22 protein-coding genes are annotated in these 23,448 nt (G+C 64.8%); 14 read left to right on the forward strand and 8 right to left on the reverse strand.

All coding sequences use genetic code 11. The features are described 5' to 3' along the window. Positions 1–4: 4 nt before the first annotated feature. The 4 genes from BraRD5C2_RS23080 to BraRD5C2_RS23095 all read right to left on the reverse strand — a co-directional run bounded on the left by BraRD5C2_RS23080 (position 5) and on the right by BraRD5C2_RS23095 (position 2,859). Positions 5–646, reverse strand: a complete 642-nt coding sequence (locus BraRD5C2_RS23080) for a glutathione S-transferase family protein (protein WP_223971774.1) — start codon at positions 644–646, stop codon at positions 5–7. 13 nt (positions 647–659) lie between these two features. Continuing rightward, positions 660–965, reverse strand: coding sequence for a hypothetical protein (locus BraRD5C2_RS23085; protein ID WP_223971777.1), 306 nt, complete (start codon positions 963–965; stop codon positions 660–662). Between the two features lie 258 nt (positions 966–1,223). Continuing rightward, positions 1,224–2,336: a helix-turn-helix transcriptional regulator gene (locus BraRD5C2_RS23090; protein WP_223971779.1), complete on the reverse strand. Its 1,113-nt coding sequence runs from the start codon at positions 2,334–2,336 to the stop codon at positions 1,224–1,226. A 118-nt stretch (positions 2,337–2,454) separates the two neighbouring features. Further along, positions 2,455–2,859, reverse strand: coding sequence for a TfoX/Sxy family protein (locus tag BraRD5C2_RS23095; RefSeq protein ID WP_223971781.1), 405 nt, complete (start codon positions 2,857–2,859; stop codon positions 2,455–2,457). A gap of 494 nt (positions 2,860–3,353) precedes the next feature. On the opposite strand from BraRD5C2_RS23095, the gene BraRD5C2_RS23100 reads away from it, so the two are divergent. The 4 genes from BraRD5C2_RS23100 to greA all read left to right on the forward strand — a co-directional run bounded on the left by BraRD5C2_RS23100 (position 3,354) and on the right by greA (position 9,728). Further along, complete coding sequence (locus BraRD5C2_RS23100; protein WP_223971784.1) at positions 3,354–4,487, forward strand: hypothetical protein; 1,134 nt, start codon at positions 3,354–3,356, stop codon at positions 4,485–4,487. A 249-nt stretch (positions 4,488–4,736) separates the two neighbouring features. Further along, positions 4,737–5,972 (forward strand): efflux RND transporter periplasmic adaptor subunit, encoded by a 1,236-nt coding sequence (locus tag BraRD5C2_RS23105; RefSeq protein ID WP_374708035.1) that lies wholly within the window; start codon positions 4,737–4,739, stop codon positions 5,970–5,972. Continuing rightward, positions 5,969–9,115, forward strand: a complete 3,147-nt coding sequence (locus BraRD5C2_RS23110; RefSeq protein ID WP_223971785.1) for an efflux RND transporter permease subunit — start codon at positions 5,969–5,971, stop codon at positions 9,113–9,115. Before BraRD5C2_RS23105 ends, BraRD5C2_RS23110 begins: the two co-directional genes overlap by 4 nt. Before the next feature lie 130 nt (positions 9,116–9,245). Further along, positions 9,246–9,728 carry a transcription elongation factor GreA gene (gene greA, locus BraRD5C2_RS23115; protein ID WP_223971787.1) on the forward strand — a complete coding sequence of 161 codons (483 nt, stop codon included), beginning with the start codon at positions 9,246–9,248 and terminating at the stop codon, positions 9,726–9,728. Positions 9,729–9,904: 176 nt separating this feature from the next. Here the strand turns inward: greA and BraRD5C2_RS23120 are convergent, their stop codons facing one another. After that, the gene (locus tag BraRD5C2_RS23120; RefSeq protein ID WP_223971789.1) at positions 9,905–10,330 is read right to left on the reverse strand and encodes a GFA family protein; all 426 of its coding nucleotides are present in this window, start codon (positions 10,328–10,330) and stop codon (positions 9,905–9,907) included. A 116-nt stretch (positions 10,331–10,446) separates the two neighbouring features. After that, positions 10,447–11,085 carry a GntR family transcriptional regulator gene (locus BraRD5C2_RS23125; protein ID WP_223971792.1) on the reverse strand — a complete coding sequence of 213 codons (639 nt, stop codon included), beginning with the start codon at positions 11,083–11,085 and terminating at the stop codon, positions 10,447–10,449. A gap of 122 nt (positions 11,086–11,207) precedes the next feature. On the opposite strand from BraRD5C2_RS23125, the gene bioB reads away from it, so the two are divergent. The 4 genes from bioB to BraRD5C2_RS23145 all read left to right on the forward strand — a co-directional run bounded on the left by bioB (position 11,208) and on the right by BraRD5C2_RS23145 (position 15,312). Next, on the forward strand, positions 11,208–12,203 hold the full coding sequence (bioB, locus tag BraRD5C2_RS23130; RefSeq protein ID WP_223971794.1) for a biotin synthase BioB: 996 nt from the start codon (positions 11,208–11,210) through the stop codon (positions 12,201–12,203). A 66-nt stretch (positions 12,204–12,269) separates the two neighbouring features. Next, positions 12,270–13,424, forward strand: a complete 1,155-nt coding sequence (locus BraRD5C2_RS23135; RefSeq protein ID WP_223971796.1) for an 8-amino-7-oxononanoate synthase — start codon at positions 12,270–12,272, stop codon at positions 13,422–13,424. After that, positions 13,421–14,053: a dethiobiotin synthase gene (gene bioD, locus BraRD5C2_RS23140; protein WP_223972541.1), complete on the forward strand. Its 633-nt coding sequence runs from the start codon at positions 13,421–13,423 to the stop codon at positions 14,051–14,053. The genes BraRD5C2_RS23135 and bioD overlap by 4 nt, the downstream gene beginning before the upstream one ends. Next, positions 14,050–15,312 (forward strand): adenosylmethionine--8-amino-7-oxononanoate transaminase, encoded by a 1,263-nt coding sequence (locus tag BraRD5C2_RS23145; RefSeq protein ID WP_223971798.1) that lies wholly within the window; start codon positions 14,050–14,052, stop codon positions 15,310–15,312. The genes bioD and BraRD5C2_RS23145 overlap by 4 nt, the downstream gene beginning before the upstream one ends. Positions 15,313–15,396: 84 nt before the next feature. On the opposite strand, the gene BraRD5C2_RS23150 is transcribed toward BraRD5C2_RS23145, so the two are convergent. Further along, positions 15,397–16,680: a YXWGXW repeat-containing protein gene (locus BraRD5C2_RS23150; protein WP_223971800.1), complete on the reverse strand. Its 1,284-nt coding sequence runs from the start codon at positions 16,678–16,680 to the stop codon at positions 15,397–15,399. A 299-nt stretch (positions 16,681–16,979) separates the two neighbouring features. Here BraRD5C2_RS23150 and BraRD5C2_RS23155 point away from each other — a divergent pair, with 299 nt between their 5' ends. Further along, positions 16,980–18,389 carry an MFS transporter gene (locus tag BraRD5C2_RS23155; RefSeq protein WP_223971802.1) on the forward strand — a complete coding sequence of 470 codons (1,410 nt, stop codon included), beginning with the start codon at positions 16,980–16,982 and terminating at the stop codon, positions 18,387–18,389. Here BraRD5C2_RS23155 and BraRD5C2_RS23160 read toward each other — a convergent pair. Beyond that, a complete protein-coding gene (locus BraRD5C2_RS23160; protein WP_223971805.1) occupies positions 18,386–19,288 on the reverse strand; it encodes a LysR family transcriptional regulator in 903 nt (300 codons plus the stop codon). The genes BraRD5C2_RS23155 and BraRD5C2_RS23160 overlap by 4 nt on opposite strands. A gap of 95 nt (positions 19,289–19,383) precedes the next feature. On the opposite strand from BraRD5C2_RS23160, the gene BraRD5C2_RS23165 reads away from it, so the two are divergent. From BraRD5C2_RS23165 to BraRD5C2_RS23185, 5 genes are all read left to right on the forward strand, one after another. Then, on the forward strand, positions 19,384–20,085 hold the full coding sequence (locus BraRD5C2_RS23165) for a haloacid dehalogenase type II (RefSeq protein WP_223971808.1): 702 nt from the start codon (positions 19,384–19,386) through the stop codon (positions 20,083–20,085). Further along, entirely contained in the window at positions 20,072–21,310 is a 1,239-nt protein-coding gene (locus BraRD5C2_RS23170) for a CaiB/BaiF CoA transferase family protein (protein ID WP_223971810.1), read from the forward strand. Before BraRD5C2_RS23165 ends, BraRD5C2_RS23170 begins: the two co-directional genes overlap by 14 nt. A 20-nt stretch (positions 21,311–21,330) precedes the next feature. Further along, on the forward strand, positions 21,331–21,753 hold the full coding sequence (locus tag BraRD5C2_RS23175) for a PaaI family thioesterase (RefSeq protein WP_223971813.1): 423 nt from the start codon (positions 21,331–21,333) through the stop codon (positions 21,751–21,753). Positions 21,754–22,007: 254 nt separating this feature from the next. After that, a complete protein-coding gene (locus BraRD5C2_RS23180) occupies positions 22,008–22,820 on the forward strand; it encodes a pentapeptide repeat-containing protein (protein WP_223971817.1) in 813 nt (270 codons plus the stop codon). Positions 22,821–22,941: 121 nt separating this feature from the next. Beyond that, positions 22,942–23,361, forward strand: a complete 420-nt coding sequence (locus BraRD5C2_RS23185) for a CBS domain-containing protein (protein ID WP_223971820.1) — start codon at positions 22,942–22,944, stop codon at positions 23,359–23,361. Positions 23,362–23,448: the final 87 nt, after the last annotated feature.

A 23,448-nucleotide genomic window follows, 5' to 3' on the forward strand; every position in this document is an offset into this window, starting at 1 on the left:
GACCTCACGTCAGCAGCAGCGCCATGCCCGGATCGCCCTTCTGCATCGCGCGCTGATAGGCCGGGCGCGCCGCGATGCGGCCGAGATAATTCCTGATGTTGGGGCGGTGGCCGAGATCGTAGGGCAGGAAATAGCGCATCGTCGTCAGCGAGAAGCCGATCATGATATCGGCCGTCGTGAACACCTCGCCCGCAAGATATGTCGCGTCGCGCACCCGTGCCTCGATCAGATCGAATGAGCGGTCGACCCGCGCCCGGGTCGCAGCCAGCACCGGATTGTCGGCGGCGAGGTTGAGCCGATTCAGGATCATGCTGCGGCCCATCTGCGCCTGCAGCGTGCCGTTGGCGAAGTGAAACCAGTACAGGAACTGCGCGAAGTCGGGATGGTCCGATGTCGGCGTCAGCCGTCCATTGCCATATTTGGCGACGATGTATTCGACGACCGCGCCGGATTCGGCCAGCACCAGCGCGCCGTCGGTGATGACGGGCGCGGCGCCGATCGGGTGCAGCGCCTTGTAGTCGGCCGGCGCGAGCATCGTGACCGGATCGCGCGTGGTGCACTTCAGCTCGTACGGGATCGCAAGCTCCTCACACAGCCAGACGATCCGCTCCGATTGCGACTTGCCGAGATGGTGAACGGTGAGCATGCGTGCTCCTTAGCTAAGCGTCCTCTTTCTTCTTCGCAGGCTTCTTGGCCGGCGGCGGCTCTTCCATCGCCTTCTTCATGGCGCGGGCATAGGCGTCGGCGGCGTTCTCCGCCGAATTCTGCAATCGCTTGGCGGTCGCGGTCGCGTTCAGGATCGTGCTCTTTGCCAGGAAGCGGAAGCGCGCCTTGGTCTCCTTGTCCTTGGCCTTGGCGGCGCGCGCGACCCAGACGGCCTGGCGCTTCTTGGCAGCCGCCATCACGGCCTTGGTCTGCGCTCTTGCGGTTTGCCGGATGACGGCGTCGAGGTCGGCTTCGGCCATTCAGATACACTCATTGACTGGACGTACGCCGGGTGGGCGCACGGTGGGAGGAGGGGGAACTACCACTAGCGTAACCCGCGCCGTTTGAACATGCGATCCTTGGCGTTGCCCCCGAGGCCGCGGCCCGGCGGATGGTTGCGCGCTCTCTATCCAGGCAAGGCGTATGGCTTCGACTTTGCGGACAACGGTCCAATGACCGCCGATGCAGTTAACCGTGTCGCCGGTTTCTGCCAGGTTCGTCTGAACGCGGCCTGAGTCTCAGTCCGCGGACGGACCCGGCGGCACCTTGGCGCCGGCGAGCAGTCCGGCCAATTCAACCTGTCGGCCGAGCCCGGTCTTCGCCAGCACGGCCTTGAGCTGGTTGCGCACCGTTTCGCGGGAGATGCCGAATGCGCCGGCGATGGCCTCGACGGTGCGTCCCTCGCCGATGCCGCGCGCGACGCGCGCCTCGGCCGGCGTCAGGTCGAACAGGCCTTGCAGCACTTCCGCGGTAGGCACTTCTGCCGGCACCACCGGCGTCACGATCACGATCGCCAGCGCGCGATCGAACAGGTCGCGCGCTGCGCCCTGGATCGGGACCAGATGCACGATCAGCGGCGGGCGATCGTCCTGTGCCGCGATCGGGACCGAGCGGACCTCGGCGCTGATGAGACCCTGATCGAGTGCCGCCACTGCCTGTGCGAACAGCGCGTCGGCGGCGGCTGCCGCCAGCGTCAGGCGATCGGTGCGATCCTGCATCACATCGGGCACCAGGCGGTCGAACAGCGGGTTGGCCGCCATCAGACGGCCGCCGCGCCGCAGCACCGCCGCGGGCAGTCCGAGCATCGCCAGCGACTCGGTTGCCGCCCGGGCGCGCTCCATCCCGAGCCGCGCCGACAGCAGCGCCGCCCGCGCCAGATGCGGGCGCAGCGCGTCGAGCTGCTCGATCGCTTCCCGCTCGATCGGTCCGTGCCGGTATTCGCGCTCGACGCTGTAGATCAGTACGTCGCCGCTCGGCACCGGGATCGCGGTGCCGGCACCCCATCCGAGCCCGCGCGGGCGGAAGAACTCGCGGATCTGGAAATCCTGCTGCACGTCCTCGGGGGTGTCGAACACGTCGATGTCGCGCAGGAAGCCGGCATGGTTGGCCGCCAGCAGGCGCGGCAACCGCCCGTTGCGCTCGTGCCAGCCGCCCTCGACATAGGCAACCGTGTCGTCGTGCATGTCGGGGGATGCGACCCAGCGGACGTCGTGCGGGGCCGCCGTCAGCAGCACGATACCGCGGGCCCGCGCGATCCCGCCGACCTGATGCAGCACGTTCGGCCACAGCTCGGGGACGACCGCGGCCTCGTAGGCCAGGTCAATCAGATGCTCGTGCAGGTCGTTCGCCATCGGTCATTCCAGGAAATATTGCTGCCCAACAGATTAACCCCTCGACCGCGTAAGTATTGCGTAGAGCAATTCAGCCCAAGCCACGAGTCCGGGCTTTCCCGGTGCGCGTCAGCGCGCATCAAGGGGAATTGCGGCGTTTCGCCGGGCTCGTTCGGGATTTTCGCGCGGGCGCGGAGGGCCGTGCTCGTTTGGCTGCGACCCGGCGCGCGGCGGCCAGCGCGGCCTGCGCCCAGACGACGAGTTCGTCGGGCTCGTCAAACAGCCGTTCCGGCACCCGCCAGAAGGCGAGATCGATGGTCGCGCCCTGCTTGGCGTAGTTGAGCGGCGGGCTCGCCGCCGCCTCCTTGAAGGTCTCGCGGTTCTGATCGTCGACCCGCACGTAGAGTGTATTGTCGGTGACCATCCCGAGCATCACGCCGTCGCAGAACACGCCGGTCTTGCCGAACATGCGCCGCAGCGTGATGCGGCCGAGCGGCGCGAGTTGCTCGCGCAGGAATTCGGCAAAGGCAGGACTGGCAACCATTCCCGGTCTCGCAGGGCAATCAGGCCCGCGGAATGATGACTGGAACCTCAGCGTCCGACAACTGCCGTGACGCGATCCGGAGTCTGGGAAGGATATTACCTGGATGCTTGGGAGCGGGTGGATTGGTCGAATGGCGAGGCGTGCAGGAAGCTCTCGGCCAGAGCTGTTGGGAGGACACCTCGGTGCCCTCCCGACATCGGCACTTGGTTGCAGCCGCAGCCGTGCGAGCGGCCGCCGCCTTGACGGTCAAGACCTGACGATCATCGCCGCGTGTGGCGAAATTGAACCTGCGAGACAGTCAGACATATTTCCGAAGCGTCTCGAAACGTATCCGGCATGAATTGCTGCGGCGCGAGGCTCGCCAGCGTCACACGTTTGCAACGCTGTGCGCGATCCTTCGACCATGAACATCCTTTAATTTGTATCCGCGCGACTTGTCGCGCCTGCTAAGCGGCGACATGCAGTCGAGCCTTCGCCGGCTCGGGGGAGGGCCGATGATCAGCCGCAGGGCGCTTTCCGGATTGTTGATGACGCTGGTCGGACCCTCGTCGGTCACCGGCAACACGCTGACGCTGAGTCATTGCCAGGGATCGTGCGCGAATGTCGATCTGCCGGCGCTGGGCTACGATACGTTCTGCCGGTCGTTCTTCGACATCGCGACCAGAGGAAAGCTGCGCGCAGTCGCCACCGGCCCGGACATTCGAAGGGAGATGCATTCGTTGTTCCGTGCGCGCCGGCTGTATCGGCCATCGCGCGACGAGATCCGGATTCTCTGGCGCGGCACGGCGGATGGATTCTCGGTCGTGAAGGTCGAGTTCGATCTGGAATGCGGCGTGCCGGTGCGTGGATGTCTCGGGATTCCCGACAGCGCGTTCAAGGGATTGATCCTGCTCGGCCATGGCATGGCGAGCACGCCGGAGCGGTGCTTCGATGATGCCGACAGGGACTACATGAACGCGCTCGGCAAGCAGCTTTGCCAGGACGGCTATGTCGTCTGGTGTCCCTACATCGTCCAGATCGGAAATCAGGAAAGCCAGAACAACATCGCCGCGATGCTGGCATCCCATGGCGTCTCCGCGCACAACGTGTCGTGCGCATCGATCGACGCCGGCGAGACCGTCTGCCGGAAGCTGACCGGCGCGTCCGGTCTGAATGTCGGCGTCTATGGGGTGTCCTCGGGCGCCTTCCTCGCGCTGCACCTGGAAGCCGCGACGGGGCGGATGCGGCCGACCATCGCCTCCGGATATATGCGTGACGAGAAGAAGTTTCTGATGTCGTCCGCCATCAGCAAGAACCTCGGCATTGAACTTGCGGCCTACATTCATTTCGCCAACAGCCGCGCCAAATACACCGGTGCAGAGCTGGCGTATCTGCTCCGTCCGTGTCCGCTGTTCGTCGAGATCGGCAACCGTGATGCTGCAAACGCGATCGAGCTCGGGCGGGACGAGAAGTTCGCGGAGATGCGATCCGTCTATGCATCATCGGCTCATCCGGATCTGATCGACATGGATGTCTTCGACGGCGTGCACGAGGCCAGCGGCAAGCGCGCAAGGCCATGGCTGTACGGCCATCTGGCGTCGCCCGCCTATCAAGAGACGTCGCGCTTGAAGAACGCCATCGCGTTGTGAGCGGCACGGGCCGTTGCGTCCGCTTTCAAGACGCCGTCATACAGGCGCCACGTCTGACTTCGACCATACATAGCTCGAAGCGCCTGTTGCCGGGATCAGCGAAGCAGGCGATCGGGTTACAGGATTGTCGGATTGGTCGCATTATGATCTCCTGTCATGCATCTTGCCCATCCTGACCCTCCCGGTCTGAGGGAACTCGACGTCATATCCGTCTCGTAGAGCTTGTTGGTAGCCGAAGGGTTGGACAGCATGAGTGGTACGGAACGAATGCTCGGTGGATTGGCAGGGCTTCTGGTATCGGCGGGATTGGCGGCACTCGGGATGTCGGCGGCCCATGCTCAGGCGGGGCCGCCCGGACCTCCTGCCGTGGGCGTGTTCGAGGCGGTGAAGCGGCCGGTCACCGAGACCAGTGAATTCCTGGGACGCATCGAGGCCCCCAACCGTGTCAACGTGGTGGCGCGCGTCACGGCGTTTCTTGAGAAGCGGAACTTCGTCGAGGGCGCCGAGGTCAAGGCCGGCGACCTCTTGTATCAACTCGAGCGCGGTCCGTTCGAGGCCGACCTGGCATCGAAGAAGGCGCAAGTCGCCCAGTTGCAGGCGACGCTGGTCAACGCCAAGCTGACCACCGATCGGGCCAAGGCCTTGATGGGCGGACCGGCCGGCCAGCAATCGAACGTCGACGCGGCGGTCGCCAACCAGCAGAGCCTCGAGGCGCAGGTGCAGGCCGCGCAGGCGCAGGTCGACTTGTCCCAGATCAATCTCGACTACACTGTGATCCGCTCGCCGATCGACGGCCGGATCGGACGCACCGCCGTCACCGAGGGCAATGTCGTGACGCCGAGCTCGGGAACCCTGACGACCATCGTCAGCCAGGACCCGATGTATGTCACGTTCCCCGTACCGGTGCGCGAGGCGCTCGATCTGCGCGAACGCTATGCGACGCGCGGTGGCTTCAAGGCCGTCGTGATCCGGGTGCGCCTGACGGATGGCCGGCTCTACGATCAGGTCGGCGAGCTGAACTTCGTCAACAACACGATCACTCAGAACACCGACACCATCTCGTTGCGCGGTACTATCCCCAACCCGTCGACGTACACATCGGTCGCAGCCGGCGGTGCGGTCCGCGAACTGACCGACAATGAGTTCGTGACCGTGCTGCTGGAGGGCGTGCAGCCGGTCGAGGTGTTGGCGATCCCGCGCTCGGCGGTGCTGTCGGACCAGCAGGGCGAATATGTCTATGTCGTCGGCGCGGACAACAAGGCCGAGCAAAAGCGGATCCAGCTGGGGCAATCGACATCGACGATCGCCGCGGTGACGAGCGGCATCGCGCTTGGCGACAAGGTCGTGGTCGAGGGATTGCAGAAAGTCAGGCCGGGCGAGGTGGTTGCGCCAGGACCCGCCAGCGCGCTGATCCAGTCCAGCATGAAGGTTTCTGCAGACGGCAGCGCTGGCAGCACGCCGAAAGCAACGGGCAACAACCCATGATTTCCGCTGTCTTCGTCGATCGTCCGCGGCTTGCGATCGTCATCGCGTTCGTGATCACGATCGCGGGCGCGCTGGCGCTGATGCAAATCCCGGTCGCCCAGTTTCCTGACATCGTGCCGCCGCAAGTCACGGTCTCGGCCGTATTCCCCGGCGCTTCAGCCGAAGTCGTCGAATCGAGCGTCGCCCAGCCGCTGGAAGCGCAGGTCGTCGGCGTCGACAAGATGCTCTACATGAAGTCGACCAGCGGCAATGACGGCAGCTATACGCTGACGGTCTCGTTCGCGCTCGGCACCGACCCCGATATCAACACCGTCAACGTCAACAACCGGGTGCAGAGCGCGCTCGCGCAATTGCCGACCGAGGTGCAGGCGCAGGGCCTGACCGTGCAGAAGAAATCCTCGGCCGTGCTGCAGTTCATCGTGCTCTACAGCAAGAGCGGCGAGCAGGATCCGCTGTTCATTACCAACTACGCGATCATCAACGTTCTGGATGCGATCTCGCGCACGCCCGGCGTCGGACAGGCCTCGCTGTTCGCCAAGCTGAACTATTCGATGCGGATCTGGTTCGACACCCAGCGCCTGACCAGCCTCAATTTGGCGCCGTCGGACGTGATCGCCGCGATCCGCGCCCAAAGCGTGCAGGCGCCGGTCGGCCGCATCGGCGCGCGCCCGATCAGCGACGACCAGCAGTTCCAGTTCAACGTGCAGACCCAGGGCCGCCTGACGACATCCAAGCAGTTCGGCGACATCGTGCTGCGGGCCAATCCCGACGGCTCGGTGCTGCGGATCAGGGACGTCGCAACCGTCGAGATCGGCGCGCAGAACTCGGACTCGGAGTCGCGGATCGACGGCAATCCCGGCGTACCGATGGGCATCTATCTTGCGCCCGGCGCCAACGCCGTGACCACGGCCAAGGCCGTGCAGGCCACGCTTGCGAAGTTGTCGGAGCGGTTCCCGCCGGGGCTGACCTACCTCGTGCAGTACGACTCCACGACCTTCGTCTCCGATACGATCAAGGAAGTGATGAAGACGCTCGGCGAGGCCTTCGTGCTCGTCGTGATCGTGGTGTTCCTGTTCCTCGGCAATCTGCGCGCCACGGTGATCCCGGCGGTCGCGGTTCCGGTCAGCCTGATCGGCGCCTTCGCGGTGCTGCTGGCACTCGGCTATTCCGCCAACACGGTTTCGCTGCTGGCGATGGTGCTTGCGATCGGCATCGTGGTCGACGACGCCATCGTCGTGGTCGAGAACGTCGAGCGCGTCATGGAGGAGGAGCCGGAGCTGTCGCCGGCGGATGCCACCAAGAAGGCGATGGAGCAGATCACGGCGCCGATCATCGCGATCTCGCTGGTGCTGCTCTCGGTGTTCGTGCCGATCGCGTTCATTCCCGGCATCTCAGGCACGCTGTTCCGCCAGTTCGCGGTGACGATCAGCGCCGCGATGGTGATCTCGGCGCTGAACGCGCTGACATTGTCGCCGGCGTTGTGCGCCGTGTTCCTGCGTCACGGCGGGCCGCGCCGCGGCATCATGGGACGGGTGCTCGACGGTATCGACTGGGTCCGCGACGGCTATGCCGGCATCGTGCAGCGGCTGGTCCGCGTGGCGGTGTTGTCACTGGTTGCGGTGCTGGTGTTTGCCGGCGCAGTGTTCGGCGTGTCGAAGATCACGCCGACCGGCTTCTTGCCCGAGGAAGACCAGGGCGCGTTCTTTATCGCGGTGCAGCTGCCTGACGGCGCTTCGGTGGCGCGCACCAGCGAGGTCACCAAGCAGGTTGAAGCGATCCTGAAGAAGAACCCGGCGGTCGACCACGTGCTGTCGATCATCGGCTTCTCGCTGCTCGACGGCGCCAGCGAGCCCAATTCGACATTCATGGTGGCGCGCATGAAGGCGTTCGCCGACCGCAAGGCCGTCACCGACTCGGTGCAGGCCGCGATCCGGCAGACCTTCATCGCGGGATCGCAGATCCGTTCAGCCTCGGTGCTGCCGTTCAACCTGCCGCCGATCATCGGGCTGTCGACCTCCGGCGGCTTCGAATATCAGCTCGAGGCGCTGGAGGGGCAGGATCCGGCATCGCTCAGCAGCGTGATGGGCGGGTTGATCGGCGCGGCGAACCGCAATCCAAATCTGGCCCGCGTGTTCTCGACCTTCACCGCGACCAACCCGTCGGTCTTTCTCGATATCGACCGCACCAAGGCGCAGGCGCTCGGCCTCAACATGGCCGACGTGTTCACCGCGCTGCAGGCCACGCTCGGCGGCATCTACGTCAACAATTTCAACCTGTTTGGCCGCACCTGGCAGGTCAACGTGCAGGGCGATGCGGCCAACCGGCGCGACATCCCCGACATCTGGCAGATCTATGTGCGCAACACCGGCGGCGAGATGGTGCCGATCCGCTCGATCGCAAGCCTGCGCATCGTGACCGGCCCGCAGGTGATCACGCGCTACAACAATTATCGCTCGGTAACGGTGAACGGCAGCCCGGCGGCGGGCGTGTCCTCGGGCACCGCGATCGCGACGATGGCCGACCTGTCCAAGACGACGCTGCCTTCCGGCTATTCCTATGAATGGACCGGCACCGCCTATCAGGAGCAGGCGGCGTCCGGCCAGACCGGCATCGTCCTCGCGCTCGCGGTGTTGTTTGCCTATCTGTTCCTGGTGGCGCTCTATGAGAGCTGGACGATCCCGATTCCGGTGCTGCTATCGGTCACGGTCGGCGTGCTGGGCTCCTATCTCGGGATCAAGCTCGCGGGCCTCAATCTCGATCTCTACGGCCAGATCGGCCTCGTGGTGCTGATCGCGCTCGCCGCCAAGAACGGCATCCTGATCGTCGAATTCGCCAAGGAGCAGCGCGAGGCCGGTAGGCCGATCGCGGAGGCCGCGACGATGGGCGCGCAGATGCGCTTCCGCGCGGTCATGATGACCTCGATCGCCTTCATCCTCGGCCTGGTGCCGCTGGTGGTCGCGACCGGAGCCGCGGAAATCAGCCGCCGTGCGGTCGGCACCGCGGTGTTCGGCGGCATGCTGGCCGCCAGCTCGATCGGCATCTTCCTGGTGCCGATGCTGTTCGTCACCTTCCAGGGCTGGCGCGAGGGTGTGAAGAGCCGTTTCGGTCGTCGCGGCAAGCCGGAACAGCCGGCGTCGCATTAGCGCATGATCCGGAAGGATCATGCGTGAACAACGAGCTAATCTGCGATGACGATCCAGCGTAACCCCATCGGGTATTAGCGGCGCGGGTCAGGCGGGGCTATACTGCCCGCTTGATCGATGGAGTTCCGGATTGAGCGTTGCCTTTACCAAGGAAGAAAGTGCCGAGACCGCGTCCGAAACGCTGTTGCCGGACCGCCCCATATCGCCGCATCCCAATCTGGTGACCGAGACAGGACGTAAGGCGCTGGAGCTCCAGCTCCTGGAGGCGCGCGAGGCCTACGAGGCCGCGCAGCGGCTGGACGACGTCAACGAACGGCGACGGCAGTCGGCGGTGCCGTTGCGCGACACACGCTATCTCACGGAAAGGCTCCGCACCGCGCAGGTCGTCCCCGACCCCGCCTCGACCGAAACCGTTGCCTTCGGCAGCACCGTGACGTTCAGCCGCGCCGATGGCCGCGTGCAGACCTACCGCATTGTCGGCGAGGACGAAGCCGATCCAAAGGCAGGCTCGATCTCCTTCGTCTCGCCGGTGGCGAGATCGTTAATGGGGAAAGCCGTGGGCGACGTCGCAGGCTCGGGCGCCCAGGAGCTGGAGATCGTCGCGATCGCCTAGAGCATTTTCGGTTCTGATCGAATCAGAACCGAAGCTCTCAAGTCTTGTCTTGACGCGTTTTCTTCACGCGAACCGGTGTCCATTTCGCTCGACGACGCTCTAGCGCAACCAATGAACTCAAGCACGATGATGGTTCAATTCAATCTTACCGCGCGGTCGTTGCAGACGGTGATCGTTTAGTCGGTCGAGATGAAGCGCAGTGTGCCTGCGCGACGCGTCGGCCTGCCGGTGTCGTTGGTATGATTTACGCCGTCCATCACAGGTACTTCCGGGAAATCGAACGGGCTTACCCCGTCGAGGCAAGCTACGTTGACGGCATAGAGACTCTGGTCGGATCGCCGTTGATGATGCGTGTATATTCCGCAGCGAGAGCAGAAGAAGTGCTGCGCTGATCCGGTATGGAAGCGGTAGGTCGTCAACACGTCCTCACCTTGCAGGAACTTGATCCCGCCCATTTCTGCCATGGCAACGACGGCGCCGCGCATTCGGCAATAGGAACAGGTGCAGCGGCGAATCGAATTGAAGTCGTCGCTGAGCATCACCTCGAAACGCACCGCGCCACAGTGGCACTGGCCCGCTCGTACCTTCATGTCGTCCACCATGCTGCCCGTGTGTCTCACGTTCAGAGTGAACGTATCTCTCGGTTGCGAGCCGGACAATCTTCAAGAACTCGCCCATGGTGTGAGAAAAACTAACGTAGAGCGGATCGCTGCTCCAATCACGCCGCCGGCAAGGCAAGCCGCTCGATCGTTTGAATGTGGCGCGCGAGCAGGCTGCAGGCCTGCTCGATGTTGCGCGCGCGCAGTGCCTGCAGGATCACGCGATGATCCTGGCTCGGCCGCGGCCGCCAGCCGGCGTTGCGCGCCATCGCAAACACCAACCGTGAATTTGCGAGCTGCAATCCGTCGAGGCTGGCGAGCAGCCGCGGCATCGCGCAAGGCGCCACCAGCGCGTAATGGAAGGCGCGATTGGCCAGTTCGAATTCCTGAACCGTCTCGGCATTGTCGCCTTCGATCAGCGCGACCTCGATCCGTGCCAGATGGGCGGATGTGTACCTGGGAGCGGCATTGCGCAACGCCACCACCTCGAGCGCGGCGCGCATCTCGGCGATCTCCTTCACCGACTTGGTGTCGAGCGGAGCAACCCGCACCCCGCGGCGCGGCACCGCAACGACGAGATGCTGCGCCTCCAATTGCCTGAAGGCCTCGCGTACCGGGACGTGGCTGGAATGGAATTCCCGCGCGACATGGTCCTGCCGCAGCGGAGCATCCGGCGGCAATGCGCCGCCGATGATGCGCTCGCCGATCGCCTCGGCAATGCGTCCCGCGGTCGTCATGTTCTCGCCTTCGCCGCTCATAGATTATCTATCGCAAAAATGGGTGCGCTCTTGTTTGGCCTCGGCTAGCATCATTCTAAGTCCGATATCATAGATAATATATGGAATTATCTATGATCTGTACAAGGAAGAAGGCAAGCCCGATGGTTGATGTCGTTGAGATCGAACGGACCGAAAGCCACAGCAGCGCACCGCTCCGCAAGCACTGGGAGCGTACCGAGGCCGAGGCGCTCTACAACCTGCCGTTCGCGGACCTGATGTTCCAGGCGCAGGGCATCCACCGCGCCAATTTCAATCCGAACCACGTCGAAACCGCGAGCCTGCTCAGCATCAAGACCGGCGGCTGTCCGGAAGACTGCGGCTACTGCTCCCAGAGCGCCCATTACGACACCGGCCTGAAGGCCACCCGCCTGATGCCGCGGGACGAGGTGGTTGCGGTCGCGCAGCGCGCCAAGGATGCCGGCGCAACCCGCTTCTGCATGGCCGCCGCCTGGCGCAGCCCCAAGGACCGCGATCTCGATCAGGTCTGCGACATGGTCAGCGCCGTGAAGGGGCTGGGCATGGAAACCTGCGTCACGCTCGGCATGCTGACGCCTGACCAGGCCGGACGCCTCTCCGACGCCGGGCTCGATTTCTACAACCACAACGTCGATACCTCGCCGGAGTATTACGACAAGATCATCACCACCCGCACCTTGCAGGACCGCGTCGATACGCTTGCGCATGTGCGCGACGCCGGCATCAAGGTCTGCTGCGGCGGCATTATCGGCATGGGTGAACAGGTCGAAGACCGGCTCGGCATGCTGATGCTGCTCGCGAATCTCCCGAGCCATCCGGAGAGTGTGCCGATCAATCTGTGGAACGAGGTCAAGGGCGTGCCGGTCAACGACACTGCCGAGCGCCCCGATCCGATCGCGCTGGTGCGGCTGGTCGCTACCGCGCGGATCATGATGCCGAACAGCGTGGTGCGGCTGTCGGCCGGACGGCAATACATGACCGATGAGCTGCAGGCGATGTGCTTCCTCGCCGGCGCCAATTCGATCTTCATCGGCGACGTACTGCTGACCACCAAGAACCCGCAGCGGGATCGCGACGCCGATCTGCTGGACCGGCTCGGCATCACATCCCGTCTCGCCTGACCGCAATCATCCGCGAGCGCGCGGCGTCGTTCGCCGTGTGACCAACCACTATCCTGAGAGTGAAGCATGAGCGCAATCCAGGCGGCCAAGGCCGCTGATTACGCCGCGGCCTTGCACGCCCTGAGCAAGGACGATCGGCTGCGCGGCCTCAAGCCGCGCGCGGGCATCGATTTCGTATCGAACGACTATCTGGCGCTGGCGAACGCGCCACGCATCAAGCGGGCCGTCTCGGCCGCGATCGAGGCCGGCACGCCGGTCGGCGCCGGCGGTTCGCGGCTGTTGCGCGGAAATTGCGAGGAGCACGAAAGGCTGGAGGCCGAGGCCGCCGCGTTCTTCCGCGCCGAGACCGCGCTGTTCTTCGGCGGCGGCTATGTCGCCAATTTCGCCGTGCTGACGACGCTGCCGCAGCGCGGCGATCTGCTCGTGCTCGATGCGCTGGTGCACGCCAGCATCCACGAAGGCGCGCGGGCCGGCCGCGCTGAGTTCCGGTTCAGCGCGCACAATGACCCTGGGTCGGTCGAGGGCACCATCCGCGGCTGGCGCGCCGAGGGTGGAACGGGCCGGGTCTGGATCGTGGTCGAAAGCGTCTACAGCATGGACGGCGATGTCGCACCGCTCGACGACCTCGTCGCCATCGCCGAGCAGCACGATGCGTTCCTGATGGTGGACGAAGCGCACGGCACCGGCGTCTACGGCGAACAGGGCCGCGGGCTGACGGCGCCCTATGAAGGGCGCGAGAATCTCGTGATCGTTCATACCTGCGGCAAGGCGCTGGGCGCCGCAGGCGCGCTGGTCACGGCGTCCACCGTGCTGCGCGACTTCATGGTCAATCGGTCCCGCCCGTTCATCTTCGCCACCGCGCCGTCGCCGCTCGTGGCCGTCGCCGTGCGTGAGGCGCTGCTGATCCTGCAGCAGGAGCCCGAGCGCCAGCAGCGCCTCGCAGATCTGGTTGCGTTCACCCATCGCGAGCTCGATCTGCGCGGCTGGTGCAGTCCGTCGCGTTCGCAGATCGTGCCCTATATCGTCGGCGACAATGCGCGCGCGATGCGGCTTGCCTCTGCGCTGCAGGCGCGCGGCTTCGACGTCAGAGGCATCAGACCGCCGACCGTGCCGGCGGGCACCGCGCGGCTGCGCATTGCGCTGACTCTTAATGTCGACGAGGACGACGTGCGCGCACTGCTCGATGCGCTCGTCGCGGAGACGCAGGGTTGGTCGCAATGATCAGCCGCATCGTGGTGACCGGTACCGATACCGGGATTGGGAAAACGATCTTCTCCGCGGGCCTCGCCGGCTTCCTCGGTGCGAGCTACTGGAAGCCGGTTCAGTCCGGCCTTGAGGAAGAGAGCGATGCGCAACTGGTGGCGCGGCTTGCGGGTGTTGCGGCCGATCGTATCGTGCCGGAGCGCTATCGCCTTCGGACGCCGGCGTCGCCGCATCATTCTGCGGCGATCGACGGCGTACGCATCGAGCCTGACGCGCTCGACGTGCCCGATATCGCCGGCCGGCCGCTGGTGATCGAGGGCGCCGGCGGACTGATGGTGCCGCTGAACGACGACACGCTCTTTATCGACATGTTCGCGCGATGGCGGCTTCCGGTGGTGCTGTGCGCCCGCACCGCCTTGGGCACCATCAATCATTCGCTGTTGTCGGTCGAGGCGCTGCGCAAGCGCAACATCGACATTCTTGGGATCGCCTTCATCGGCGAAAGCAATCCCGAGAGTGAGCGGGCGATCTGCGAAATCGGGCAGGTCCGCCGGCTGGGCCGGTTGCCCTGGCTGTCTCGGCTCGCCGCAGACACGCTGCAAACGGCTTTCAACACCTCGTTCCGGCGCGACGATTTCAACCCATGATGTCAGCTCAGAAATCGCCGATCTGGCACCCGTTCACCCAGCACGCGCTGCACGACCGGATGACCAGGATCGTGCGCGGCGAGGGCGCCTATCTCTACACCGCGGATGACCGCCGCATCATCGATGCGATCTCATCCTGGTGGGTCGTGACCCACGGCCATTGCCATCCGCATATCGTGCGCGCGATCCAGAACCAGGCGGAACAGCTCAACCAGATCATCTTTGCCGGCCATACCCATGATCCGGCCGAAGAGGTCGCCGCGCAGCTCCTGAAGCTGGCGCCGCGCGGCCTGGAGTATGTGTTCTTCTCCGACTCCGGCTCGACCAGCGTGGAAGTGGCGCTGAAGATGGCGCTCGGCTACTGGCACAATATCGGCGTGCCGCGCACGCGGATCATCGTGATGCAGCACTCCTACCACGGCGACACCGTGGGGACGATGTCGGTCGGCGCGCGCGGCGTCTTCAACAAGGCCTACGAGCCGTTGCTGTTCGATGTCGAATCAATCCCGTTTCCCGCTGCTGGCCACGAGCAGGCAACGCTTGATGCGCTCGAAGCTGCGTGCAAGACGGAAACCGCGGCGGCGTTCATCGTCGAGCCGCTGGTCCTGGGCGCGGGCGGGATGCTGATGTATCCGACCTCGGTGCTGAAGGAGATGAAGCGGATCTGCGAAGCCCATGATGTGCTATTCATTGCCGACGAGGTGATGACCGGCTGGGGCCGCACCGGCACCTTGTTCGCGTGCGAGCAGGCAGACATCACGCCCGATATCGCCTGCTACTCAAAGGGGCTCACCGGTGGATCGCTGCCGCTCGCGGTGACGCTCTGCCGCGCCGAGATCTACGACGCACATTATTCCAGCGATCGTTCGCGGATGTTCTTCCACTCCAGTTCCTATACGGCAAACCCGGTCGCCTGCGCCGCGGCAAGGGCAAACCTAGAGCTCTGGCAGCATGGCGCGGGCGAGCGCGCCACATCGCTCGCCGCGATGCAGGAGCGTCTGATCGCACCGTTGCGCGCCGACACACGCTTCGAGAATGTCCGCCGCACCGGCACGATCACCGCGCTTGACCTGAAGGCAAGCGATGCCGGTTATCTCGCAGGCATCGGTCCCAGACTTCAGGCCTTCTTCGCGCACCGAAACCTGCTGCTGCGGCCGCTCGGCAATACGATCTATGTCATGCCGCCTTACTGTGTAACGGAGGCGGACCTCAAGGAAATCTACGCCGCGATCGGGGATGCGGCCGACGAACTGGTCTGACGTCGCGCCTCGCGTGCCTCTGTGCAGCGATGGGTTTGATACGAAATCGGCGTGCCCTTGCAGGCACGCCGATGAACTGGATCGTCAGTGCTTGTGTGGCGCCGGATGCGGCCTCGCAGCAGGATGCGGCCGTGGCGCAGGATGGGGCCGAGGTGCCGGCCGTGACACATGCGGCGGTGGCGCACGCCGGGGCGGCGGCGGAGGACGGTGCACGGCCGGCGGATGCACGACCGCACGTGGCGGCGGTGGTGCATGCTGTGCGAATTGCGGTCTCGGCGCATGCACGGCTGGCGCTGCGACGTGCGGCGCCGGAGCGGGATGGTTGACGGCAACAGGCCGAGCGTGTCCCGTCGGCAGTGCGTGTACAGCCGGCGAAGCGTTTGCCGCAGGCAAGGCGTGTCCCGTTGTCGACGCGTGTGTCGGCGGTAGCGCGTTTCCGGTGGGCAGGGCGTGTCCTGTCGTGGTTGTCTGTGCTTGCGGCAGCGCGTTTCCGGAAGGCAGGGCGTGCCCCGTCGGCGACGCATGTGTTGGCGGCAGAGCGTTTCCGCTCGGCAGAGCGTGTCCTGGCGGCAGGGCATTCCCCGTCGGCAGAGTGTGTCCTGTCGTAGGCTGCGCATGCCGGGGCGGCGGTGCCGCGATTGGCTTGCCCGGGTGCGCGGCGATCACGCCTGCGCCGCTGAACCGTGCCGCGTGCGCGGTCGCGGCGATCGCCGGATGACCGTGATTGTTGGCAAGCGTCAGCGCCGGATCCTTCATCGCCGCTTCCGCGTGCCGCGTCTGCTCGCCGGTTGCAGCCACGTGGTGCTCGTTCGCGGCGGCGAGCTGTTGCGGCGTCGGTCTCACTGTGATGCCGCCGGTGCCGCCGTTGTAGCTGACGTTGGTCGTGTTGTTGATGACGGTCTTGCTGTAGACGTTGGTGACCGAGACATTCGTGATGTTGGTGACGGAGCGGTTGTAGAAGAAGCTGCCGCCGCGCCAATAGCCGCCGTCATAGCCGAGACCGGTGTAGCCGAAGCCGTATGCGATGCCGCCGTAGAAGCCGACGCTCGCTCCCCAGTATCCGGCGTGGAAGCCGTAGGCGCCATCGTTCCAGCCCCAATAGCCGGGCGTCCATAGCAACTCTGGTGCGGGCGGAAGCACCCACGTGCCGGGCACCCAGTAGTAACCGATATCGTCGCTCCACGCCCAATAGCCCGGCGTCCAGATATAGCCGTCGCCGGGGATCGGCGGCTGCTCGTACACCGGCAATGGCGGCGGTGCCGCATCGACGCTGATGCCGATGGCGAGCTGCGCGCGCGCTGGCGCAGGTGGTGAAAGACAGCAGAGGCTAAGAGCCAGAGCGAGAGGCAGTCCGGCGATGCGGCGCATGGCAGATACTCCAATCTTGCTTCCCCCAGCTTCGGACTCGAATAGTCGCGCCGGCATGAACCCGTTGTGAATATGTGCGCTGATGAGCGATCACGTGATCGCGCGACGATGGGATCGTTAACGACGACAGATGCAATTCAGTTTGGTGTCAGGATGGAACGCGAGCGCGCGCTCTCGCCGGCTTCATCACTGCGCCAAATAGTCGAATTTTCGTTTTGAATTGGACGACGACCCCCTGCGCGTCATCAATCGACGATCGGAACATCCGGCTCGCATAAGGCCGGGCAGGGAGGTTTGGAATGGCGCGATCCGCCGACATCGACATCAACGCGGGCGCGCGCCTCGACAGGCTGCCGATCTGCGGATTCCACTGGCGCATCCTGGCCCTGATCGGCGCCGGCATGTTTCTCGACGCATTCGACATCTATCTGGCCGGCGGCGTGCTGGGCGCGGTGCTCAAGGAAGGCTGGTCGACGCTCGAGCTCAACGCCGCATTCGTCTCCGCGACCTTCGTCGGCATGACGATCGGGGCCTGGTTCTCCGGTATCCTTGGCGACCGCTTCGGTCGCCGCTTCTCCTACCAGATGAACCTCGCGATCTTCGGCCTCGCGTCGATCGCGGCGGCCTTCGCACCCAGCATGACCGTCCTGATCGGCCTGCGCTTCATCATCGGCATCGGGCTCGGCGCGGAGATCGTGGTCGGCTACGCGACCTTGACGGAGTTCGTGCCGGCCGCTTCGCGCGGCCGCTGGATCGGACTCTTGGCCGTGATCACCAACTTCTCGCTGTTCGCGTCGTCCATGATCGGCCTGTGGGTGATCCCGACGCTCGGATGGCGCTACATGTTCGCCCTCGTCGGCATCCTGGCGATGATCGTCTGGTTCTTGCGCAAGTCGATGCCGGAATCGCCGCGCTGGCTTGCCGCGAACGGACGCACTGACGAGGCCGAGAAGATCTTGTCGACGATCGAAGCGGGGGCCGCGCGCAAGGGAACGCTGGCTCCCGTCGCCGCCAGCACGTTGGCGCAGGAATCGCCCGGCGCGGTCTGGCGCCTGTTCCAGCCGCCGTATCTCGCGCGCACGCTGCTCGGCAGCCTGCTGCACATCGTCGTCGGCTTCAGTCTCTACGGGTTCATCGGCTGGCTGCCGACCTTCATGGTCAAAGGCGGCCACAGCGTGGTCTCCTCGCTGGGCTACACCACCGTGATGGCGCTGGGCGGGCCGGTCGGATCGCTGATCGGGCTCGTGCTGGCGGATCGGCTGGGACGCCGGCTCTCGATCGTCTGCTCGTCGATTGCGGCAGCCGTGCTCGGTATCGCCTATCCGCATATGCCGGATGGCGTTGCGCTCGCGGGCATTGGCTTCCTGCTGGTCACCGCGATCTACGTCATGCTGGCGACCGGGTTCGCGATGCACGTCCCCGAACTGTTCCCGACGCGCTATCGGCTTCGCGGCACGGCGATCTGCGCCACGTCCGGACGGATCGCGACCGCGCTGGTGCAGTATGTCGTGGTCGCGATCTTCGCCTGGCAGGGCTTGACCGGCGTGCTGACGACGTTGGCCGGCATCCTCGTCTTCCAGGCGGTGGTCTTTCTTGTGTTCGGATTCGAGACCAAGGGACGATCGCTAGAGGACGCATCGGCTATCGCCGACGGAGAGACAGCGAGTCACTCGTCCATCGCGCGGAGGCCGGCGGACATCGGGGCCTAGCCCAGATCGGAGCACGCCGCCCTGAGCCGATCGCGGAGCCAGCCGTTCGCATTGCTCTGATCGTATCTGCGATGCCAGTACAACATCCAGTCGAACGGCGCCGATTCGAACGGCAGTTCTTCCATCCGCAGACCGTCGTCCATCAGCACGGCAGCGAGATGCCTCGGCATCACGGCGAGCAGATCGGCGCTCTTCAAGACATGAGGCACGACCAGCCAATGCGGCACATTCAGCGTGATGCGCCGTCGATGGCCGCGTTCGGCGAGCACATCGTCGACGAAGCGAAGATCGGTCGGGCTCATCGAGACCTTCATGTGCTCCTGCGCGATGAAGCGCTCGAAGGTCAGCCGCCCGCGCTTGATCGGGTGACCGCTCCGCATCAGGCAGACCATGCGGTCGCGCAGCAGCGTCTCGGATCGGATCGATGCGGAATGCTCGAGACCCATGCTGACAGCGACGTCGATCTCGTCCCGCTCCAGCGCATCGATCGTGAGCGAAGGCGGCAGATGGATGATGTTGTAGGAGATCCGCGCGTCCGGCGGCCGCGCCGCCGCAAGTCGCGGCAGCAGCAGACACGCAAGAATATCCGACATTCTGATCGTGAAGCCGCGTTCCGTTCGGCCTGGATCGAAGCCGGCATCGCTCGCCATCACGCGCTCGACCTGGCGCAGCACCTGGCGCAGCGGCTCTGCCAGTTCGGTGGCGCGGGGCGTGGGCTTCATCCCGCTTGTCGTCCGCACCAGAAGCTCGTCCTCGAACATCGCGCGCAGCCGGTTGAGCGCGTTGCTCATCGCAGGTTGACTGAGGCCGACGCGGTCGGCTGCCTTGGTGACATGACGCTCGGTCAGCAGTGCGTCCAACGCGACGAGCAGATTGAGGTCGATGGATCGGAGGTTCATGCCGTCATTCATATCGTGAATAGTCAGAGATCACAAATCCATTTCATCTATGGCAGCGCAGCGCCTATCCAATCGGCTGAACCCAGGAGGCATCAATGAGCTTTGAGACCATCAAGCGCGAAGTGAAGATCTGCATGTTCGATCAGTACGGCACGGTCGTTGACATGCAGGGCGGCCTGACCAGGATCGCGACGCCGTTCCTTGCGAAGAAGGGCTGGAAGGGCGACCCGAATTCCTTCGTCACATGGTGGCGGCGCACGCATTTCGAGAATTCGATGATCGACGCGCTGCTGCATCGCGAGCACACGCCCTATCGCGAGATCGGACACCGCGCGGTGTCCCACGTGATGGACCGCGCCAAGATCGACTACACGATGGACGACGTGCGCTATCTTGTCGGCGAGATCGAAAAGCTGGTGCCGTTTCCGGAGGTGCCGGAAGCGCTGGCGCGGTTGCAAGCCAAATACAAGCTGGTGGTGCTCTCGAACGGCGATCCGGACATGCTCGAGACCGCGAAGCAGTACCACAAGGTCCCGTTCGATCGCGTGATCTCGGTGGCGGAAGCCAATTCGTTCAAGCCGCATGTCGCGACCTATACCAAAGCGGCCGAGATCATGGGTGTGAAGCCCGATCAAGTGCTGTTCGTCGCCAACCACGCCTTCGACTGTATCGGCGCCAAGTCCGCCGGCATGCGCACCGCCTTCATCGACCGGCGCAGCCGCCCGTTCGGCATCACGCCGCACCAGCCCGACATCCTGGTGCCGTCGATGAAGGACCTCGCCGATGCGATCGTCTGATCGCGAGCCGCTGTCGGGCATCAGGGTCCTCGATCTCTGCCGGGTGGTCTCCGGTCCCTTTGCAACGATGCAACTCGGAGATCTCGGCGCCGACATCGTCAAGATCGAGGATCCGCGGCAGGGCGACGAAAGCCGCCGCTACGGGCCGCCGTTCGTCGGCGGCGAGAGCGCGTATTTCCTCTCGGTGAACCGCAACAAGCGCAGTTGCGCCATCGATCTGAAGTCGCCGGCGGGCCGCGACGCGGTGCTCGATCTCGTATCCGTGGCCGACGTCGTGATCGAGAATTTCCGTCCCGGCACGCTCGACAAATGGGGGCTCGGTTTCGACGCGCTGTGCGCCCGCAAGGGCGATATCATCCTGTGCAGCATCTCGGGATTCGGCCGCACCGGTGCGGACGCCTTGCGCCCCGGCTACGATCTGATCCTGCAGGGCGAGTCCGGCGTGATGGACATCACCGGTGATCCCGAGGGGCCGCCGACCAAGGTCGGCACCTCGATCGCCGATCTCGTCACCGGCCTGTATGCGTCGCATTCGGTGCTCGCCGCGTTGATGCGGAAGAGCCGGACGGGCGAGGGCGGCCGGGTCGACGTCTCGATGCTCGACGCCATGGCATCGCTGCTGACGTTCAACGCCGGCATGTACTTCGCCACGGGAGAGAGCCCGAGGCGCCGCGGCAACGTCCACCCGACCATCAGTCCGTACGAACCGTTCGAGGCGAGTGACGGCTGGATCAATGTCGGGGTCGCGAACGACAAGTTCTGGGCGGCCTTTTGCGACGTCATCGACCGCCCGGACCTGCGCGAAGATGCGCGTTTCGAAACCGCCCCTAAGCGCGCGGCGAGCCGCAACGAACTCGTCGCGATCCTCGCCCCGATCTTTGCCCGCAGGAGCCGCGCCGATTGGTTGCAGGCGCTCGCCGCGGCCGGCATTCCCTGCGGCGCGATCAAGTCCGTCGGCGAAGTCTGCGAGGCGCCGCAACTCACGCAGCGCGGCATGGTCCAGACCGTCAGCCATCCAGCGGCAGGGGACGTCAAGTTCATCGCCCGGCCGACGCGGTTCGGCGACGAACCGCCGGCGCCTTCCACGCCACCGCCGATGCTCGGCGAACACACCCGCGAGGTGCTTGCGGAATGGCGCGGCTGGACCGACGATCGGCTCGAGAGATTCGCCCTCGAAGGCGCGTTCGGAGACTTTGGACGGACCTTCGTGCGATCGCCCATTTGAGCCGTCATGTGAGTGTCGTCATGAGAGATATCGCCGAGCAGATGATGCGCCGCGCCGTCGAAGACGAACGGCAGGAATTCGGATCGTTCTTCCTGTCGCGCTTGTTCGGCCTCGATATCGCCTACCAAGGCGAGGCGTGCATCGTCTCCTTCGACGTCGAGAGGCCGCTGTTCAACCCGCAAGGCACGCTGCACGGCGGGGTTCTCGCGACCGCGCTCGACATCTCGATGGGGCATCTCGTCAACCACGTCGCGGGTGCCGGCACCACGCTCGAGATGAAGGTGCAATATCTCGCCGCGGTCCGCGAAGGGCGCGTGACCTGTCATGCGACCTTCCTGAAGCGTGGCCGGAAGACCTTCTTCGTGCAATCCCAGGCCTCCACCGCAGCCGGCGAGCCGATCGCGCATGCGACGTCGACCTGGCAGCTGCTGAGCCGGAGCTGAGAAGCGCGGCCGGCTCGGGTCGGCCCGTTGTCTCGCTGCCAAAGCCGTGGGTATCGCGGCGGAGCGGACCCCTGACGCAAATCCCCGATGTCGTGAAAGCACGACCTGCTGAGGCTCGTTCCTTCGCACGAAACGGTCACGAGCATTGCCAGGATCGTGATCCGGCTTCATACTCTGAAGCCGGAACTGCATCTCCACGGCGCGGCCGACGCGAAGATGCGAAGCGGCGATACCTCAAAAGCGGAAGGACGGCGATGCGGTTTCGTCTCGCATTTGCCCTTGTATCGATGGCGGCGCTGCTCGTTGATCCGATTGCCGCCATGTCGCAGGACATGTTGCGCGGCGTCGACCTCGAAAGTCCCGAGATGACGACGTCGGAGATGACGCGCGCCGAAGTCGACGCGCTCCTCAAGGTCGCGCCTCAGGGGGACCGACGCGGCGCAGATTTGGAAGGAAAGCGGCTGTCGCACCTCGATCTCGCGGGCCTCGACTTCTCCGGCGGCAACCTTCATCTCGCAAAGCTCAACCGAACCAATTTGAAAGCAGCGCGCTTCGATCGGGCCATGCTGAACCAGGCTTGGCTCATCGACGCAGATCTGACGGGCGCGTCCCTCGTCAAGGCGACGCTGCTCGGCACGCAGATGCAGCGCGCCAAGCTTGGCGGCGCCGATTTGAGCGGCGCTCGCATCACCGCCGATCTATCCGGCGCCAGCCTGATCGGGGCCAAGCTCGCGGGCGCGGATTTGAGCGCCGATATGCGCAACCAATCGATGGGCCTGATGCGTGGCGTCCTCAAGTCCGCCGATCTCCGGAATGCGGATCTGAGCGGCGCCAATCTCTCGCGCGCCGATCTCGAATTCGCGCAGTTGCAGAATGCCAATTTGGCGAACTGCAACCTCATCAAGGCTGATCTTGCGGGAGCAGATCTATCTGGCGCCAATCTCGCCGGCGCCGATTTCACCGGGACCGACCTTGCGTCGGCCGTCCTGCCGGGCGCGGCCGCCCTGGCAGAGGCCAGCAATCTGGACAAGGCCTGGAACCTGGACCTGGCACGGCGGCCAAATTAGGGATCGAATTGCGGCGCCCTGGTCGCAGCGCCTTGACCAAGGCGCAGCACGCATGCGGTCACGCCCGATCTGTCGTATAGTTGCGAGCGAGGGGGCTGCTGCCTTGCAACGGAGGTCCTCCATGAAGGTCAAGGATGTGATGCACAAGGGCGTCGATTGGGTCAGCCCTGATACCCCGATCACTGAAATCGCGAAATTGATGCAAGGGCACGACGTCGGCTGCATTCCGGTCGGGCAAGACGATCGTCTGATCGGGATGGTGACGGATCGCGATCTTGTCTGCAAAGGTCTTGCGAGCAAGGACTTCAACTCTACGCGCACCACAGCGCGCGATGTGATGACCGAAGGAATCCACTGCTGCCGCGAAGACGACGATCTTGCGAAAGCGGTGCATCACATGGAGACGCTGAAGATCCGCAAGCTACCTGTCATCAACAAGAGCAAACGGATGGTCGGCATGGTCAGCCTGGGGGAGATAGGCCACTTTGCCGGTGCCGATCTGATGTCCCAATACATGAAGAGCGTGTCGGCTCATCATTGAGGCGAGGCCGGTCTGCTGAAACCCGGCAGATCGGCCGGCACCATGGCCGGACGACAAACCCGACAATGAAGTGGCGCACCCGACACG

Origin of the sequence: Bradyrhizobium sp. RD5-C2, assembly GCF_019972155.1 — a bacterium.
Taxonomy (GTDB): Bacteria; Pseudomonadota; Alphaproteobacteria; order Rhizobiales; family Xanthobacteraceae; genus Bradyrhizobium.